This window comes from Paenarthrobacter sp. E2MeOHC11, from assembly GCF_058744955.1.
Map to the genome: position 1 here is coordinate 4,389,852 of NZ_CP196673.1, position 18,052 is coordinate 4,407,903.

The window sequence follows — 18,052 nt, forward strand, 5'->3', positions numbered from 1 at the left end:
CGGTGGCTGCAAGTACTCACGAGGACGTCTACCCCCAAGGCATCAAGCTGGGGGTAGACGTCGGTACCGTCCGGGTGGGCCTGTCCCAGTGCGATCCCGACGGAATATTAGCCACACCATTCAAAACCCTCGCGCGGGACGCCAAGAAGAACTCCGACGTCCGTGTCGTGGCCAGGCTTGCCGCGGAATTGCCCGCCGTGCAGATCTTTGTGGGCCTTCCACGCACCATGAAGGGTGAGGAACGAGCGTCGGCTGAGATGGCCAGCGGCTACGCCGAACTCCTCGCAAACGAGCTTGTGCGGGCCGGTTTGGACATCCCCGTGAACCTCGTGGACGAGCGGCTTTCAACTGTGACGGCACACCGCAACCTCCACCAAGCTGGCATGAGCAGCAAGAACCACCGTAAAGTGGTTGATCAGGTTGCCGCTGCTGGAATACTTCAGCACGCAATCGACATGCAAAAAGCCAGAGGATCGGATGTTGGCCGCCGAGTGCAGGCACCGGCGCAATCCGAAAAACCCAGCAGTGCCCCAACGCTGCGGGCTGCCTCCGGCAATGAACCCGATTCTTCTACGAGGGGACTGCAACTGTGAGCCCGGTCAACAACGACCCCTCCAGCGGTACCGCCGGCGGCGGTATGCCGCTGACCCGCAAAGAGCTGCGGGCGCGGGAACGATTCCTCGCCACGCAGAACCACAACGTCGTACCCGTTCCCGAAGCGACGCCGGGGGAGACCTCCGCGCCATCGGACGTTGAGCCTGAGCTGCCCCGTCCTGTTCCCGCAGTGCCTCCCGCACCGGTTGCTCCACCGGTGCCCGTGGCTCCACCAGTACCCGTGGCCAAGCCTGCTGCTCCAGCGCCTGTCGAGTCGAACCCCACTGAACCGGAACATGACGTTGAACCGGTGCAGGATGTTGAACCGGCGCAGGACGTTGTCCACCAGGAAAGCGAAGCTTCACAGGATATCGCCGGGCATCATGACCCTGAACATGTAGAAACTGAACATGTAGATCCAGAACACGTAGATCCAGAACACCTCGAGCCGGTCCCCGTTGACGCTGGTCACCTGCATGGCTTCGCTGAGCACGATGCCCACCACGGCTTCGAAGCCCATGACGATTACCATGGCGACCACCATGCCGATGATCACCTTCACGACGAGCATCACCATGACCTCATTGCGCCCGTCGAGCAAACTGCATCATCCAAAGCAGCCGCGAAGAAGGCCCGGCGTCGTCGTCGAGTCGTCGCACTCCTGATCACGCTCGGTGTCTTCGTAGCCGCAATTGCCATTGGCGCCCAGTTCCTCAAGCCTTTGCTGGGCATGGACAAGGTCACTGACTACCCGGGTCCGGGAACGGGATCGGTCACCATTACGGTTCCGGAGGGCTCCGGACCGAAAGCAGTGGGCGTTGAACTTGTCGAGAAGAAAGTGGTGGCAGACGCCGATGCTTTCGTCAAGGAATTCCTTAACGACGGCGGTGAGCTGTCCCCGGGCGAGTTCACTTTCCGTACTGAGATGAAGAATTCAGATGCAGTGGACGTCCTGGTCAACAAGGACGCTTCGAAGGTGATGTATTTTGCCTTGAGTGCCGGCCTCCGCATCAATGAGTCCCTCGAAGCCATTTCCAAGGGCTCGGGTATTTCAATGCAGGAACTCAGCGGGTTCAACCAGGCGCCGGCACAGTTCGGCGTCCCCTCCAAGGCCAAGAACCTGGAAGGCTTCCTCGCCCCTGGTGAGTATCGCTTTGAGCTAGGCACACCGGCCAAGGACATCATCCAGAAGCTGGTCACCACTACGTTGGATGAACTTAAGTCCCAAGGAATCACGGATCCAGCGAAGCAGTATGACGCCGTGACCATCGCCAGCATCGTGCAGGCTGAGGGCGGGCAGGCCGACTACGGAAATGTGGCCGGCGCCATCTATAACCGGCTGAAGCCAAACAACGTGGAAACCAGCGGCCTGATCCAGTCCGATGCCACGGTGACCTACGGCCTGGGCAAGAAGTCCTTCCACCTCACTGAGGAAGAGAAGGCCGATAAGTCCAATACGTACAACACGTATGCCAACGTCGGCCTTCCGGCTGGACCGATCGGCTCGCCGGGCAAGACCGCCATCGATGCTGCGGCCAAGCCCACGCAGAATGACTACCTCTACTGGGTGACCATCAACCTGGACACCAAGGAGACCAAGTTCTCCAAGACCTTGGCTGAGCACAACACCTACGTTGAGCAGTACAACGCCTGGTGCCAGGCCAACGCTGGACGGTGTGTGTGAGTCGTCGGGCCGCCGTCCTGGGGCATCCGATCTCGCATTCGAAATCCCCGGCATTGCACACGGCTGCCTACGCCAAGCTCGGCGCGGACATCGGCTACTCGGCGATTGACGTCACCGTCGATGCCCTCCCGTCCTTCATGGACTCGCTCCGTGGTGACGACTCATGGTGCGGCCTGTCGGTCACCATGCCGTTGAAGTCAGCAATGGTCGGAGAGGTGGACGAGGTCCGCGGTGCCGGCGCCCACTTGGGTGTCATCAACACGGTGGTTTTCGAATACGACGGCGGGTTGGTACGTCGAGTGGGCTACAACACCGATGTTGCCGGAATCGTTGAAGCGGTCCGGTATGCGGGGGTTGCTTCGACTCCCCAAGCCGCAATCCTTGGTGGTGGTGGCACTTCGGCTGCCGCAGTTGCCGCCGTCAAGGAACTGGGTGGCAGCCACGTCGACGTTTTTGTCCGCGACCCAGGACGTGCCGGCGACGCGGAAGCCGCGGCCGCCGCCGTCGGAATCTCCGTCAGTATCCGGCCTTTGACTGAAGCGGCCACTGCCGTTGCGGGCGCGGATCTGGTGATTTCGACCTTCCCACCGCGAGCCGCAGACTCTTTGGCGCAGGAGCTCGCAGCGTTGCCGGGAACGGGCGCCGGTGTTCTGCTGGACGTCGCTTATGATCCCTGGCCCAGCAAGCTTGCGCAGGTATGGCACGGCCATGGGGGAGCCGTGGTTCCGGGTTTGGAGATGCTGTTGTATCAGGCGGCAGAACAGATCAGTCGCTTCAGCGGCTGTGACGTGGATGCCGCCGTCATAGATGTGATGTGCGACTCAGTCGGGCTTCCCCGGCGAGTGTTCTAGAGGCCTTACATGGCAGGATTGGTTATATGTTGCGTTGGTTGACTGCCGGTGAATCCCATGGTCCGGCTCTGATCGGAATTGTTGAAGGCGTGCCCGCCGGTGTTGAACTCACCAGCGCGCAGATTCGTGACGCCCTGGCGCGTCGCCGCCTGGGGTATGGACGTGGTGCCCGCATGAAGTTTGAGCAGGACGAGGTCACCATCATGGGCGGCGTCCGTCATGGCCTGACCCAGGGTGGTCCTGTAGCCATCCAGGTTGGCAACACCGAATGGCCCAAGTGGGAGCAGATCATGTCTGCGGATCCCGTGGACCCCGAAATCCTTGCCGACCAAGCCCGCAATGCACCACTGACCCGGCCGCGCCCGGGCCACGCCGACTTCACGGGGATGCAGAAGTACGGCTTCGACGAAGCCCGTCCGGTCCTTGAGCGCGCCAGCGCCCGTGAAACGGCCACCCGCGTGGCTCTGGGTACCGTTGCCGCCCAATTCCTGAAGCAGCTGGGCATCGGGCTGGTCAGCCACACTGTTTCGATTGCCAGCGTAGCCGTGCCCGAAGGCCGTCCGCTGCCGTTGCCGCAGGACGTTCTGGCGCTTGACGCAGATCCCCTGCGCTGCTTCGACCGCGAAACCTCGGACGCGATGGTAGCCGAGGTGGATGCCGCTCACAAAGAGGGCGAAACCCTCGGTGGAGTGGTTGAGGTTCTCGCCTACGGCCTGCCGCCGGGACTGGGCAGCTACGTGCACTGGGACCGCCGCCTTGATTCGCGCCTTGCCGCAGCACTGATGGGCATCCAGGCCATCAAGGGCGTGGAGGTCGGCGACGGTTTCCTTACCGCTGCCCGCCGTGGTTCCGCCGCACACGATGAAATCCTTAAGGACGAGAACGGCAGGATCGTCCGCCAGACAAACCGGGCTGGTGGTATTGAAGGCGGCATGAGCATCGGTGAGGTCCTGAGGGTCCGCGCTGCCATGAAGCCGATCGCAACCGTTCCGCGCGCTCTGCGCACCATTGATGTCAGCACGGGAGAGCCCGCCAAGGCCCACCACCAGCGTTCGGACGTTTGTGCGGTGCCCGCGGCCGGCGTCGTCGCAGAGGCTATGGTGGCCTTGGTCCTGGCTGAGGCTGTCGCCGAGAAATTCGGTGGCGACTCCGTTGCCGAGACACAGCGAAACCTGCAGAGCTACCTCGACAGCATCCCGGCCACCCTGGACTCGGTCGGCCGGTAGTGGTCCGCCCTGTTCTGGATGGCTGTCCCGGCCGTCCCGTTGTCCTGGTAGGGCCCATGGCTGTCGGCAAGTCGGCCATCGGCCAGCAGCTGGCCCAGCAGCTCGGCCTCCCGTTTGTGGACACTGACGCGGTGGTGGTTGCCGCCCACGGCAGCATCGCCGATATTTTCGCTGGACGCGGTGAACACGCCTTCCGCGAGATAGAAGCGCGAGCGGTGGCGAAGTCCATTGAGAATGCCAAAGTTCAACCAGCCATCATTTCCCTGGGCGGGGGTGCAGTCCTTGACTCCGGCACCCAGCAATTACTGGGGGAGTGCACAGTGGTCTACCTGGAGTGTGACGCGGAAACAGTTGCTGACCGGATCGCGCGGAACACGGGCAGGCCTTTGCTGCAGGGTGATGCGATGACACGGTGGGAGGCCTTGTTTGCCACGAGGCGTCCTGTCTACGAGCGTCTCGCGGACATCGTCATGGACGTCCGTTCCGGATCCGTGGCGGAAATCGGCCTCCATGTGGAGGAGCGGCTGCGCCAGCATGCAGCCTTGAAAGAGGAAGTTGAAAATTGAGCAACGAAGCAACTGTCATCAAGGTGACTGGCCAGTCCGTCAATGAAAACTACGATGTCGTGGTGGGACGCGGCCTCCTGGCGACCCTGCCGGGGAAACTTGGTGAGCGGGTCCGGCGGGTTCTTGTCATCCACCCACGCGCCCTTCGCCTGACGGGGGATACTGTTCGCGACGAGCTCGAAGCAGCCGGGTTTACCGCGCTCACGGCCGAAATCCCGGATGCGGAGGAAGGCAAGCACATTCAGGTTGCTGCCTTCTGCTGGCAAGTACTCGGCCAGAATGATTTCACGCGCTCCGATGCCATCGTGGCTGTCGGTGGTGGCGCTGTCACCGACCTCGCCGGCTTCGTGGCCGCTACGTGGCTTCGCGGCGTCAAGGTCATCCACATGCCCACCAGCCTGCTCGGTATGGTGGATGCTTCGGTTGGCGGAAAGACCGGCATCAACACTGCAGAGGGCAAGAACCTGGTCGGCTCCTTCCACCCTCCCGCAGCCGTCCTGGCGGATCTGGACACCCTCCAGACATTGCCTAAGAACGAGCTCATTTCGGGCATGGCGGAAGTCATCAAGTGTGGCTTCATCGCCGATCCCGCGATCCTTGACTTGGTCGAAAAGAACACCGACGCCGTGCTGGACGCCGGCTCGGATGTCGTCCGCGAACTTATTGAACGTGCCATCTCGGTGAAGGCGGAGGTGGTCTCCCAGGACCTCAAGGAATCCGGCCTCCGGGAAATCCTGAACTATGGTCACACCTTGGGACACGCCATTGAGTTGGTGGAACGCTACTCATGGCGCCATGGTGCCGCTGTATCGGTGGGCATGATGTTCGCTGCGGAATTGTCGCGCAGCGTGGGCCGGTTGTCCGATACCGACGCAGATCGTCACCGCACCATCCTGGAAAGCCTGGGGCTGCCTACTACCTACCGTCGGGACCGTTGGCAGGGCCTGCTGGACGGCATGCGCCGGGACAAGAAATCCCGTGGCGACCTTCTCCGCTTCGTTGTCCTCGACGGCGTGGCCAAGCCGGGCATCCTGGAGGTTCCCGACACCTCACTCCTGTTTGCGGCCTACCAGGAGATCGCATCATGAGCGCTGCAGTCCGTGAGGGCGTCAGCGATTGGCCGACCGCCGGCTTCCCGGGCGTCCGAATGAACCCGGATACGCTGCTGCCCGTGATCGTCAACGAGGAAGTCATGGAGTCTGCGCTTGCGGCTTCAGAAGATCCCGCTGACCGCATCATGGCCTTGCTGCTTGAAAACCAGCCGAAGGAAGCCGCCGAGCTGCTGGCTGAGGCCCGCTACAAGGATCCTGAGTCATTCCGCCTAAGGATCTTCGAGGCCGAGGTCCACCGGGCCACCAACCGCCTTGACCGGGCTGTGCAGTTGTTCCGTCAGTTGCTTCACGAAGTCCAGGGCAGTTCCAAGGAAGCGATCGTCCATCAGTATCTGGGCCGTGCTTATTTCGTGAGTGGCAACGCCCTTGCAGCGTCCGAGGAGTTCTCCAGGGCGCTGGACCTGAGGGTATCCATGGCTGCCGATGCGGCGCTGATCTATTCATCAGCCGTGGCCCTGCAGCGGGCCCGCAACGTACTCGAAGTTGCCTGCTGAAAGCTGGTCAAATCCCCGTTCGCAGGCCTACGGCCCATTTGCCGGTAGAATGGTTCTTGGATTTTTGATAAATACGCGCTGGCGGGCCGTTTGGCATGCCTGCCTGGCATAGACGAACTGGCAGCTTGAACCAGTGAGAGAAACCTGAGGATACGAGTGGCAACCACAAACGACATCAAGAACGGGACCGTACTGAAGCTCGAGGGCCAGCTCTGGAACATCATCGAGTTCCAGCACGTCAAGCCGGGCAAGGGCGGCGCGTTCGTCCGTACCAAGATGCGCAACGTCATGTCCGGCAAGGTGGTCGACAAGACCTTCAACGCCGGCCTGAAGATCGAAACCGCAACGGTTGACCGCCGTGACTACCAGTACCTGTACCAGGATGGCGAAGACTTCGTCTTCATGGACACCCAGGACTTCGACCAGATCACCGTCACCGGTGCAACTGTCGGCGACGCCACCAACTTCATGCTCGAAAACCAGATGGTCAACATTGCCATCCACGAGGGCAACCCGCTGTACATCGAACTGCCCCCGAGCGTCGTCCTCGAAATTACCTACACGGAGCCGGGCCTTCAGGGCGACCGCTCCTCGGCAGGCACCAAGCCGGCCACTGTTGAAACCGGCTACGAGATCCAGGTTCCGCTGTTCGTTGAGCAGGGCACCAAGGTCAAGGTCGACACCCGCGATGGCAGCTACCTGGGTCGGGTCAACGACTAGTGAGCGCACGCGGTAAAGCCCGTAGCAGGGCTCTTGAAGTACTCTTCGAGGCGGAGCAGCGCTCCGTTTCGGCTTTCGACGCCATGACCGCGCGCCGGGAGAAAACCGACTTGGTCATCAACCCCTACACGGTGGAAATCGTTGAGGGCGTTGTTTCCATGCAGGCAACCATCGATGAGTTCCTGCAGACGTACGCCCAGGGATGGACGTTGGAGCGCATGCCGTCAGTGGACCGCATCATTCTTCGGATCGGCGCTTGGGAGCTCCTCTACAACGATGAGGTTCCGGATGGCGTGGCGGTCAGCGAAGCCGTTGCCCTCGCCAAGACGATGTCCACGGACGAGTCCCCGGCGTTCATCAATGGCCTCCTTGGCCGACTGCAGAAGCTCAAGCCGTCACTTCTCGCGTAGGTACATCGCCTGGTTTGAACGCACAAGGACCCGCTTCACAGGAAACTGTGGAAGCGGGTCCTTTTTTGCGTTACTGGAGAACTGCGGCCCTGAGGCCAGGGATGCTGCGCAGATGTTCAAGCTCATCGTGCTGGTGAAGATGGACGTCACGGCCGCTAAGTATCCGTTGGCGGGTGAACGCCAACGCGGTGGCTCCTTTGATGAAGGCTTTCATCTGAGGCCCACGTCCGCGGGAGGATGCCCAGCGAACGGCATGTTTGCGACCCTTCGCGGTGGCCAGCATTTCCACTTCGGCCGGGGTGAACCACCCTGCCCGGGCATACTCCATGAGCCGTTGCCGTGTGAGTTTTCCTTCGGCGACACGGAGAAGGATGATGCCCACAGCGGCAACCAGGAAAATCGGCACCTGGACTACGAAGTACTCCACCAGGAAGTCCTGGCCCATGCTGTTCCAGCGGTTGTGCAGGAACATTGCGGGCAGCAAGCCGATGAAGAACGCCAAAACGGCATAACCCGGGTGCCATTTCCGGGCTGCGAAGCCCATGATCAAGCCGGTTGTTCCCGTGAAGACCGCATGAGCAAAGGGCGACATGACGCCGCGGAGGATGAAGATACGTACCAGGTCAGTGCCAGGATCCGTTGACGAGGCAATTTCGCGTCCGAAGTAGAGGATGTTCTCTGTGAAGGCGAAACCGGCGGCAATCGTGAACGCGAACACCACACCGTCAACCGGACCGTCGAAGTACTTCCGTGCGGCCAGGATCAAGACCAGCAACCCCAGAGACTTGGTGAATTCCTCCACGATGGGCGCTTGGACGGTTGCCATGAAGTAGGTGAACGCTTCTTCGCTGCTGGTTGGCGCGGCCAGGGCGAAGAGCGGTTGGATGAGCAGCGTCCCGGCGATGGAAACAGCGGCACCCCACGTGAAAGCGAACCACAGGAGCCTTTTCGGTTCAGGCTCCCAACGGTCAATGAGGCGGACTGTCAGCAGAACCACCGACAAGGGAATCAAGGAAGCAATAAAACCAACCACAAAGCCGGTGACGCCAGTGTTGCCAAGAAGGAACGGCACCACCAGCAGGAGACTGGCAAGGGCCAGTACTGCGCCCGTGATGACCAAGGGCAGTGTGCCCAACGAACGGCCGCGAGGCGCTGGTGGCATGGCCCAGGTTTGCTGGGGGAGCGATGCCGGATTTCCCGGCGCAGGCTGGAAGTTCCCTGGTTGGACGCGGCCAATCCATGTGGGGTTGGCCGCAGGTTCCAGATAGGGCCGCGGATAGGGTTGTCCGCCAGGCTGCCCGTTCGGGTTCATGGTCATGGACACGAGCCTATTCCACGGCATGGAATGTGAGCTTAAACTCATGCCCGGCGTCCGCTGAGGGTGAGGCCGGAAAGGGCCGTTGTGGTAGCTTTGAAAAGCAAATATTCCTTTTTTAATTCCGTCCCGTGAGGCGGGGAAAGGGGAGACGAGCGATGACTGAAGTCACTTCAGCGCACGTGCCGTCGCGGGTTGTTCTCAATCAGGCGGACATTGATCGTGCGCTCACTCGTATCGCCCACGAGATCCTTGAAGCCAACAAAGGCTCCCAGGACCTGGTTCTTTTGGGCATTCCCAGCCGCGGCTATCCATTGGCCGTGCGGCTTGCCAACAAGATCGCAGCGGCCGATCCCACAGTCAACGCTGAAACGATTGTTGGCCAACTGGACGTCACCATGTTCCGTGACGATCTTTCCCACCAGCCAACCCGGCCCCCGCGGCACACCCGGCTTCCGTTGTCCGGCATCGATGACAAGGTTGTTGTCCTGATCGACGACGTCCTGTATTCGGGACGCACCATCCGCGCGGCCTTGGACGCCTTGGTGGACCTCGGCCGCCCGAGGATTGTCCGATTGGCGGTCCTGGTGGACAGGGGCCACCGAGAGCTCCCCATTCGCGCCGACCATGTGGGAAAGAACCTGCCTACGTCCTCCGCGGAAAAGGTCCGCGTCCATCTTGAGGAAATCGACTCCGTGGACGGTGTGCCCGTCAACGAGGTAGTTATTGAGGCAGGCAAGTGAAACACCTCCTTTCCACCGAAAACCTCAGCGCTTTTGATGCCATTCGTGTCCTGGATACAGCGGAGGAAATGTCCGCTGTCGGCGAGCGTGAAGTGAAGAAACTGCCGGCCCTGCGCGGCCGGACAGTGGTTAACCTTTTCTTCGAGGACTCCACCCGTACCAGGATCTCCTTCGAGGCCGCAGCCAAGCGCCTGTCCGCAGACGTCATCAACTTCGCCGCGAAGGGATCCTCTGTGTCCAAGGGGGAGTCCCTCAAAGACACCGCCCAGACGCTCGCCGCGATGGGCGCCGACGCCGTCGTCATCCGCCACTGGGCTTCCGGTGCGCCACACCGGCTCGCTGCCACGGACTGGATTGACGCAGCAGTCATCAATGCCGGTGACGGCACCCACGAACACCCAACGCAAGCGCTCCTGGATGCCTTCACCATGCGCCGGCACTGGTCGCAGGTCAACGGCACAGAGTCCACCGGTGCGGACCTCAAGGGCATGCGGGTAGCGATTGCCGGGGATGTCCTGCACTCCCGCGTCGCCCGGTCCAACGTTTGGTTGTTGAAGACACTTGGCGCCGAGGTCACGCTGGTGGCGCCTCCCACGCTGCTGCCGATCGGCGTCGAGCACTGGCCCTGCAAGGTCAGCTACGACCTGGACCAAACTCTTGAGGCCGGCATTGACGCCATGATGATGTTGCGCGTCCAGGGTGAGCGGATGAACGCTTCGTTCTTCCCCTCCACCCGCGAGTACTCCCGCCGCTGGGGCTTCGATGACGCGAGGCTCCGTGCGTTGGATGACCTGGGAATGAAGGACACCATCATCATGCACCCGGGTCCCATGAACCGGGGCCTGGAAATTTCTTCGGCCGCCGCGGATTCGCCGCGATCCACTGTGCTTGCCCAAGTGCGCAACGGCGTATCGGTCCGCATGGCCGCCCTGTACCTGCTGCTCTCCGGGGATTCCCGCGGAGCAGCCTCGAACGTAAGCCAGTCCAGCAAGGAGACCAACTGATGGCCGAGAACAGCTACCTGATTCGTGGGGCCGCCATCCTCGGCGGCGAAGCCGAGGACCTGCTGATCCGCGACGGCATGATCGAAGCCCGCGGCAAGGACCTTGCGGCTGAGGGTGCCACCGTCATCGATGCCGCGGGCCTCGTCGCCCTGCCCGGCATGGTGGACGTGCACACCCACCTGCGCGAACCCGGCCGCGAAGACGCCGAGACGGTGGAAACCGGTACCCGTGCTGCCGCCTTGGGTGGTTTCACCGCCGTCCATGCGATGGCCAACAGCAACCCGGTGGCCGACACTGCGGGCGTTGTGGAACAGGTCCACAGCCTGGGCCGCGCGTCCGGCTGGGTGGACGTCCGCCCCGTGGGTGCAGTCACCGTGGGCCTGGCCGGTGAGCAGCTCGCCGAGCTCGGCGCCATGGCCGACTCCCGGGCCCGGGTCCGCATGTTCTCCGACGACGGGATCTGCGTCCACGACCCCGTGATCATGCGCCGTGCGCTGGAGTACGTGAAAGCGTTCGACGGCGTGGTGGCCCAGCACGCGCAGGAACCGCGCCTTACCGCCGGGGCACAGATGAACGAAGGCACCGTCTCGGCAGTGCTGGGATTGACTGGCTGGCCTGCTGTTGCCGAGGAAAGCATCATTGCCCGCGACGTCCTGCTTGCCCAGCATGTGGGTTCACGCCTGCATGTCTGCCACGTCTCCACTGCCGGATCCGTGGAAATTGTGCGCTGGGCCAAGGCACGGGGAATCAACGTCACAGCCGAGGTCACACCCCACCACCTGCTCCTGACTGACGAGCTGGTCCGCAGTTACGACCCCGTGTACAAGGTCAACCCGCCGCTGCGTACAGATGCTGACGTACAAGCGCTGCGCGAGGGCCTCGCCGACGGCACCATCGACGTCGTCGGAACGGACCACGCCCCGCACCCCAGCGAGCACAAGGAATGCGAGTGGGCGCAGGCGGCGATGGGCATGACCGGCCTGGAAACCGCGCTTTCGGTGGTCCAGGAGACCATGATCGAGACCGGCCTCATGACATGGGCGGACTTCGCGAGGGTTACGTCCTTCACTCCGGCGATCATTGGCCGCGTCGCTGATCAGGGCCGTCCGCTCGAGGTTGGCGAGCCGGCCAACGTCATTCTTGTGGACCCGGCTGCGCGTTGGACCGTTGACCCCCATAAAATGGCAACCATGGGCCGCAATTCACCATTCAAGGGCAAGGAGCTGCCCGGATCCGTTGTGGCTACCTTCTTCAAGGGCCACCCCACTGTCCTTGACGGCAAGCTCAACACGCCGTACCGGTACCCGGCAGTCAGCAGCAATTAATGGACAACCAGACACTGACCGTGATCATCACGGTGCCACTGATTGTCGTCGTACTGGCGATGATCTGGCTGGGGTGGCGTAACAGGCTCAGACGACAGGCCGACGTCGAACGCCTTCCCGGGGTGCCGGAGCAGCTGACGCCGGCCACCGTCGTCGCGGAAGGGCAGTATGTTGCCACCACCACGGCAGGGGACTGGCTGGACCGGATCGCGGTCCAGGGCCTTGGCATCCGGACCAACGCGGAACTGAGCATCCACGCCGAAGGCGTGCTGTTCGACCGATCCGGTGCCGCCCCCGTGTTCATCCCGCGCGCCGCAGTAGTGGACAGTCGCGAGTCCAACGGCATGGCTGGAAAGTTCGTCGAGAAGGACGGACTCCTGGTCATCAGTTGGAAGCTCGGCAGCCAGGAACTCGACACCGGGTTCCGTTCCAGGCACGCAGCCGACAAGCAGCTCCTCCTCGAAGCCCTCCAGGAATTGACCTCCGCAGCCCCTCAGGCAGATGCCGATAGTGGAAAGTAATAAAGTGACGGATAGTAAAGCAGCCACCACACCCACCTCCTCAGCAGCAGTGCTGGTGCTCGAAGACGGCCGCATGTTCCGCGGCCGCAGCTACGGCGCACAGGGAACCGCACTCGGCGAAGCCGTGTTCGCCACCGGTATGACCGGTTACCAGGAGACCATCACCGACCCCTCCTATGCGCGCCAACTGGTAGTCCAGACGGCCCCGCACATCGGCAACACCGGAGTCAACAGCGAAGACGCTGAGTCCCGCCGTATCTGGGTTGCCGGATACATCGTGCGCGACGCCGCCCGCCGACCCTCCAACTGGCGCTCCGAACGGAGCCTCGATGACGAATTGGTGGAGCAGGGCATTGTTGGCATCCAGGGTGTCGACACCCGCGCCATCACCCGCCACCTCCGCGAGCACAAGACCATGCGGGCCGGCATCTTCTCAGGTGAGGCCGCTCAGGTATCCGACAAGGAACTGGTCGATGCCGTCCTGGCCAGCGCCCCCATGGAAGGTGCAGCGCTGGCGGAGGAAGTCTCCATCGATAAGGCGTATGTCGTTGAGCCCAAGGACCACGGCTGGGAAGGCGAGCCGCGGTTCTCCATCGCCGCCGTTGACCTCGGCATCAAGGCCATGACACCTGTTCGCTTCGCCGAGCGCGGTGTGCGCGTCCACGTCCTGCCGGCGACCTCCACGCTGGAAGACGTCAACGCGGTCAACCCGGATGGATTCTTCATGTCCAACGGACCTGGCGACCCGGCCACGGCTGATCACCAGGTTTCCCTGTTGCGCTCGGTGCTGGACGAGAAGCTGCCGTACTTCGGTATCTGCTTCGGCAACCAGATCCTGGGCCGCGCCCTCGGCTTCGGCACCTACAAGCTCCGCTATGGTCACCGCGGCATCAACCAGCCCGTTATGGACCGCCGCACAGGCAAGGTGGAAATCACCTCGCAGAATCACGGCTTTGCCGTCGACGCCCCGATGAACGGTGCCACGGTGGCTCCCGAAGAGCGCTACGGACGGGTTGAAGTCAGCCACGTGTCGTTGAACGACGACGTCGTTGAAGGACTCGCCTGCCTCGACATCCCGGCATTCTCGGTCCAGTACCACCCCGAGGCCGCGGCCGGGCCGCACGATGCCGCGTACCTGTTCGACCGCTTCATCGATCTCATGGCTGAGACGAAGTCCGGCGCCGCCAACACCACCGACTCCAAGACTGAGGACAAGAAGTAATGCCCAAGCGTACAGATCTCAAGAGCGTCCTTGTCATCGGTTCCGGCCCGATCGTCATTGGGCAGGCTGCCGAATTCGATTACTCCGGTACCCAGGCACTGCGCGTCCTCAAGGAGGAAGGCCTCCGCGTCATCCTCGTGAACTCCAACCCGGCCACCATCATGACGGACCCCGAGTTTGCCGACGCCACCTATGTTGAGCCCATCACCCCCGAGGTGGTGGAGAAGATCATCGCCAAGGAGCGCCCGGATGCCATCCTGCCGACCCTCGGTGGCCAGACTGCTTTGAACACCGCCATTGCGCTGGACAAGAACGGCGTGCTGGAGAAGTACAACGTAGAGCTGATCGGTGCGAACATTGCTGCCATTGAGCTTGGTGAAGACCGCGAGAAGTTCAAGGGCGTCGTAGAGCGTTGTGGCGCAGAGTCCGCGCGCAGCCACATCATCCACACCATGGAAGAAGCGTTCAAAGCCGCGGAGGACCTCGGCTACCCGATGGTGGTCCGTCCTTCCTTCACCATGGGTGGCTTGGGCTCCGGCTTGGCGTACAACGAGGACGACCTCCGCCGCATCGTAGGCCAGGGGCTGCAGTACAGCCCCACCACCGAGGTCCTGCTTGAAGAGAGCATCCTCGGCTGGAAGGAATACGAGCTCGAGATGATGCGGGACAAGAACGACAACGTCGTTGTTGTTTGCTCCATCGAGAACTTCGATCCCGTAGGCGTCCACACCGGCGATTCCATCACGGTTGCTCCGGCCCTGACCCTCACCGACCGCGAGTACCAGAAGCTGCGCGACGTCTCCATTGCCGTCATCCGCGAAGTCGGCGTGGACACCGGTGGCTGCAACATCCAGTTCGCCATCGACCCCGCCACTGGTCGTGTGGTGGTCATCGAGATGAACCCGCGAGTGTCCCGCTCTTCTGCCTTGGCATCCAAGGCTACCGGCTTCGCCATTGCAAAGATCGCCACCAAGCTTTCCCTGGGCTACACCCTGGACGAGATCCCCAACGACATCACCCAGAAGACGCCGGCTTCGTTTGAGCCGACACTCGACTACGTTGTGGTCAAGGTTCCCCGCTTTGCCTTCGAGAAGTTCCCGGCAGCGGACAACACGCTGACCACCACCATGAAGTCCGTCGGCGAGGCCATGGCCATGGGCCGCAACTTCACCGAGGCCCTGCAGAAGGCCCTGCGCTCCTTGGAACAGAAGGGGTCCCAGCTGGACTTCAGCTCGGTGCCGGAGTACGAAGTGGCCGAGCTCATCGAGAAAGCCAAGCGCCCCACCACGGACCGCCTGCACCAGGTGCAGCGTGCGATGCTCGGCGGCGCCAGCGTGGAGGACCTCTTCGAGGCCACCAAGATCGATCCTTGGTTCCTGGACCAGCTGCAGCTTCTCAACGAGACCGCGCAGGAGATCCGCAAGGCCGGTGTGCTGACCGAAGACATGCTGCGCAACGCCAAGCGCCACGGCTTCTCGGACGAGCAGATCGGTGCCCTGACGCATAACCCTGAGGCCGTTGTCCGTGGGGTCCGCCACGCCTTGGGCATCCGTCCGGTCTACAAGACGGTGGACACCTGCGCCGCGGAGTTCGCCGCCTACACGCCGTACCACTACTCCGCCTACGACGAAGAAGACGAAGTCGGCCTGCACGCCAAGCCCTCCGTCATCATCCTTGGCTCCGGCCCCAACCGCATCGGCCAGGGCATCGAGTTCGACTACTCCTGCGTGCACGCCTCCATGGCACTGCGCAAAGCCGGCTACGAGACCGTCATGGTCAACTGCAACCCTGAAACTGTCTCCACCGACTACGACGTCTCCACACGCCTGTACTTCGAGCCGCTGACCCTTGAGGATGTCCTCGAAGTCATCGCCGCCGAAGAGCGCACTGGCGGTGTCATGGGTGTCTTCGTGCAGCTCGGTGGACAGACTCCGCTGAAGCTGGCACAGCAGCTGGCCGACGCCGGCGTGCCGATCCTGGGCACCTCCCCTGAGGCGATCGACCTTGCTGAGCACCGTGGCGCCTTTGCGCGCGTTCTGGACGAAGCCGTCCTGACCTCCCCGAAGAACGGCACCGCCGTTTCCTTCGAGGACGCCAAGAAGATCGCTGACGAGATCGGCTATCCGGTCCTGGTGCGTCCGTCGTACGTCCTTGGCGGCCGCGGCATGGAGATCGTCTACGACGAACCCAATCTCTCCCGCTACATTGCCAACGCCACGGAGATCACGCCGGACCACCCGGTGCTGATCGACCGCTTCCTCGAAGACGCCGTCGAAATCGACGTCGACGCCCTCTTCGATGGCACCGACATGTACCTCGGCGGGATCATGGAACACATCGAGGAAGCCGGTATCCACTCCGGCGACTCGGCCTGCGTGCTTCCGCCGATCACGCTCGGCACCAACGTCATTGAGCGCGTGCGCACGGCAACCCGTGCCATCGCTGAAGGCGTGGGCGTCCGCGGCCTCATCAACATCCAGTTCGCGTTGGCCTCAGACGTCCTGTACGTCCTTGAAGCCAACCCGCGCGCTTCCCGCACCGTTCCGTTCGTCTCCAAGGCCACGGGCGTGCAGATGGCCAAGGCCGCTGCCCTGATCGGCACCGGCGTGACCATCAACCAGCTCCGCGGCGCCTACAAGATGCTGCCGGAAACCGGTGACGGTTCCACGCTGCCTTTGGACGCGCCGGTTGCCGTGAAGGAAGCCGTTCTGCCGTTCAGCCGTTTCCGCACTCCGGAGGGCAAGGTCGTGGACTCCCTGCTCGGCCCGGAAATGCGCTCCACCGGCGAAGTCATGGGTATCGACAAGCACTTCGACACCGCCTTCGCCAAGAGCCAGGCCGCTGCGAACAACGCCTTGCCCACAGGGGGCAAGATCTTCGTCTCCGTGGCCAACCGCGACAAGCGCTCGGTCATCATGGGCGTCAAGCGCCTCTCGGACCTGGGCTTCGAGATCGTCTCCACCGGTGGCACGGCTGACGTCCTGCGCCGCAACGGCATCCAGGCGACTCCGGTGCGCAAGGTAGCCGAGGGCAGCAGCGCCGAAGGCGAAGGCACCATCGCGGACCTCGTTATCGCGGGCGAGATCGATATGGTCTTCAACACACCCTCCGGTGGCGAAGCCCGGAGCGACGGCTACGAACTCCGTGCCGCAGCCACCTCCATCGGCATTCCCTGCATCACCACCGTCGCCGAATTCAATGCCGCGGTGCAGGCCATCGAGGCACTGCGCACCTACGAGTGGTCCGTGACCAGCTTGCAGGAGCACGCAGCCAACCTGGCAGCAGCAGTGGAAGCGGCCAATGCCTGAGTCTGCTGAAGCACAGCAAGGGCAGCAGCCGGTCCGGGAGTCCTTTGGCTCCCGGCTGGCTGCCGCCATGGCCGCGCGCGGTCCGCTCTGCGTCGGAATCGATCCGCATCCGCAGCTCCTGGCTGAATGGGGATTGAACGACGACGCCGCCGGGCTGGAGCGCTTCTCGCTGACGGTCGTGGAGGCCGTGGGTTCCCTCGCTGCCGCGGTCAAGCCGCAAGTGGCGCTGTACGAACGTCATGGGTCGGCTGGTATGGCCGTCCTGGAGCGCACGCTGGCTGCCTCAGCGGAGGCCGGCGTGCTGAGCATCGCCGACGCCAAGCGTGGAGACATCGGTTCCACCATGGCTGCCTATGCCGATGCCTGGCTGCGTGACGGGTCATCCTTGGCCGCGGACTCGGTGACTTTGAGCCCATACCTTGGCTTTGAGTCGCTGCGTCCGGCGCTGGACCTCGCAGCCCAGTACGGCAGGGGAGTGTTTGTGCTCGCACTGACGTCCAATCCTGAAGGCAAGTCGGTCCAGCATGTTGGCGGAACTGATTCCGTTGCCCGCCGGATCGTGGCTGCAGCAACCACGGAGAACCAGCGCTATGGCGGCGCCCTGGGTTCGGTTGGCTTGGTGGTGGGTGCCACTATTGGTTCGGCACTGGAGGATCTGGATATCGATCTTGGTCCAGTTCGCGGCGCCATCCTGGCTCCGGGACTCGGTGCCCAGGGCGCTACACCGGCCGATCTGCGTGCGACTTTCGGCGATGCGTATCCGAGCGTCCTGGCCACCTCCAGCCGTGGGATCCTGGCTGCTGGTCCAGCCGTCGCAGCGCTGCGTGCCGCAACCGAGGAGACTCTGCGGGGACTTCGCCCGGAGTAAGTTGCCAAGCCTCATTGCGCAACCGGGCCCCTGCCGGTAGGTTCAGGATCAGTCCGCGTGATCTGGATCACAATCTCGATCTGACAGGG

The 18,052-nt window shown here is 62.8% G+C and carries 17 protein-coding genes; 16 read left to right on the forward strand and 1 reads right to left on the reverse strand.

Annotated elements, in window-relative coordinates; translation table 11 throughout:
- The first annotated feature begins 2 nt into the window (after positions 1 to 2).
- From ruvX to nusB, 9 genes are all read left to right on the forward strand, one after another.
- A complete protein-coding gene (gene ruvX / locus ACSSVG_RS20365) occupies positions 3 to 593 on the forward strand; it encodes a Holliday junction resolvase RuvX (RefSeq protein WP_231340032.1) in 591 nt (196 codons plus the stop codon).
- Positions 590 to 2,278, forward strand: coding sequence for an endolytic transglycosylase MltG (mltG, locus tag ACSSVG_RS20370; protein ID WP_492416005.1), 1,689 nt, complete (start codon positions 590 to 592; stop codon positions 2,276 to 2,278). The genes ruvX and mltG overlap by 4 nt, the downstream gene beginning before the upstream one ends.
- Positions 2,275 to 3,129, forward strand: coding sequence for a shikimate dehydrogenase (locus tag ACSSVG_RS20375; RefSeq protein ID WP_492416006.1), 855 nt, complete (start codon positions 2,275 to 2,277; stop codon positions 3,127 to 3,129). Before mltG ends, ACSSVG_RS20375 begins: the two co-directional genes overlap by 4 nt.
- 26 nt (positions 3,130 to 3,155) lie before the next feature.
- Positions 3,156 to 4,355, forward strand: coding sequence for a chorismate synthase (gene aroC / locus ACSSVG_RS20380; protein ID WP_231340029.1), 1,200 nt, complete (start codon positions 3,156 to 3,158; stop codon positions 4,353 to 4,355).
- Positions 4,356 to 4,411: 56 nt separating this feature from the next.
- The gene (locus tag ACSSVG_RS20385) at positions 4,412 to 4,921 is read left to right on the forward strand and encodes a shikimate kinase (protein ID WP_492416008.1); all 510 of its coding nucleotides are present in this window, start codon (positions 4,412 to 4,414) and stop codon (positions 4,919 to 4,921) included.
- Positions 4,918 to 6,009: a 3-dehydroquinate synthase gene (gene aroB, locus ACSSVG_RS20390; RefSeq protein ID WP_231340027.1), complete on the forward strand. Its 1,092-nt coding sequence runs from the start codon at positions 4,918 to 4,920 to the stop codon at positions 6,007 to 6,009. Before ACSSVG_RS20385 ends, aroB begins: the two co-directional genes overlap by 4 nt.
- Positions 6,006 to 6,527 carry a tetratricopeptide repeat protein gene (locus ACSSVG_RS20395; RefSeq protein ID WP_253468297.1) on the forward strand — a complete coding sequence of 174 codons (522 nt, stop codon included), beginning with the start codon at positions 6,006 to 6,008 and terminating at the stop codon, positions 6,525 to 6,527. The genes aroB and ACSSVG_RS20395 overlap by 4 nt, the downstream gene beginning before the upstream one ends.
- Positions 6,528 to 6,683: 156 nt before the next feature.
- A complete protein-coding gene (efp, locus tag ACSSVG_RS20400) occupies positions 6,684 to 7,247 on the forward strand; it encodes an elongation factor P (protein ID WP_159699223.1) in 564 nt (187 codons plus the stop codon).
- Positions 7,247 to 7,657 carry a transcription antitermination factor NusB gene (gene nusB / locus ACSSVG_RS20405; RefSeq protein WP_011774956.1) on the forward strand — a complete coding sequence of 137 codons (411 nt, stop codon included), beginning with the start codon at positions 7,247 to 7,249 and terminating at the stop codon, positions 7,655 to 7,657. Before efp ends, nusB begins: the two co-directional genes overlap by 1 nt.
- 70 nt (positions 7,658 to 7,727) lie before the next feature.
- On the opposite strand, the gene ACSSVG_RS20410 is transcribed toward nusB, so the two are convergent.
- The gene (locus tag ACSSVG_RS20410) at positions 7,728 to 9,020 is read right to left on the reverse strand and encodes a PrsW family intramembrane metalloprotease (protein WP_231340025.1); all 1,293 of its coding nucleotides are present in this window, start codon (positions 9,018 to 9,020) and stop codon (positions 7,728 to 7,730) included.
- A 110-nt stretch (positions 9,021 to 9,130) separates the two neighbouring features.
- On the opposite strand from ACSSVG_RS20410, the gene pyrR reads away from it, so the two are divergent.
- Genes pyrR through pyrF form a run of 7 tightly spaced genes read left to right on the forward strand, consistent with a single transcriptional unit; the run spans position 9,131 to position 17,963 of the window.
- Positions 9,131 to 9,715, forward strand: coding sequence for a bifunctional pyr operon transcriptional regulator/uracil phosphoribosyltransferase PyrR (pyrR, locus tag ACSSVG_RS20415; RefSeq protein ID WP_231340024.1), 585 nt, complete (start codon positions 9,131 to 9,133; stop codon positions 9,713 to 9,715).
- A complete protein-coding gene (locus ACSSVG_RS20420; RefSeq protein ID WP_492416012.1) occupies positions 9,712 to 10,719 on the forward strand; it encodes an aspartate carbamoyltransferase catalytic subunit in 1,008 nt (335 codons plus the stop codon). Before pyrR ends, ACSSVG_RS20420 begins: the two co-directional genes overlap by 4 nt.
- Positions 10,719 to 12,044, forward strand: coding sequence for a dihydroorotase (locus ACSSVG_RS20425; protein WP_231340022.1), 1,326 nt, complete (start codon positions 10,719 to 10,721; stop codon positions 12,042 to 12,044). Before ACSSVG_RS20420 ends, ACSSVG_RS20425 begins: the two co-directional genes overlap by 1 nt.
- On the forward strand, positions 12,044 to 12,565 hold the full coding sequence (locus ACSSVG_RS20430) for a PH-like domain-containing protein (RefSeq protein ID WP_231340021.1): 522 nt from the start codon (positions 12,044 to 12,046) through the stop codon (positions 12,563 to 12,565). Before ACSSVG_RS20425 ends, ACSSVG_RS20430 begins: the two co-directional genes overlap by 1 nt.
- The gene (gene carA / locus ACSSVG_RS20435; protein WP_231340020.1) at positions 12,546 to 13,787 is read left to right on the forward strand and encodes a glutamine-hydrolyzing carbamoyl-phosphate synthase small subunit; all 1,242 of its coding nucleotides are present in this window, start codon (positions 12,546 to 12,548) and stop codon (positions 13,785 to 13,787) included. The genes ACSSVG_RS20430 and carA overlap by 20 nt, the downstream gene beginning before the upstream one ends.
- Entirely contained in the window at positions 13,787 to 17,095 is a 3,309-nt protein-coding gene (carB, locus tag ACSSVG_RS20440; RefSeq protein ID WP_492416015.1) for a carbamoyl-phosphate synthase large subunit, read from the forward strand. Before carA ends, carB begins: the two co-directional genes overlap by 1 nt.
- Entirely contained in the window at positions 17,088 to 17,963 is an 876-nt protein-coding gene (pyrF, locus tag ACSSVG_RS20445; RefSeq protein ID WP_231340018.1) for an orotidine-5'-phosphate decarboxylase, read from the forward strand. Before carB ends, pyrF begins: the two co-directional genes overlap by 8 nt.
- The last annotated feature ends 89 nt before the right edge of the window (positions 17,964 to 18,052 follow it).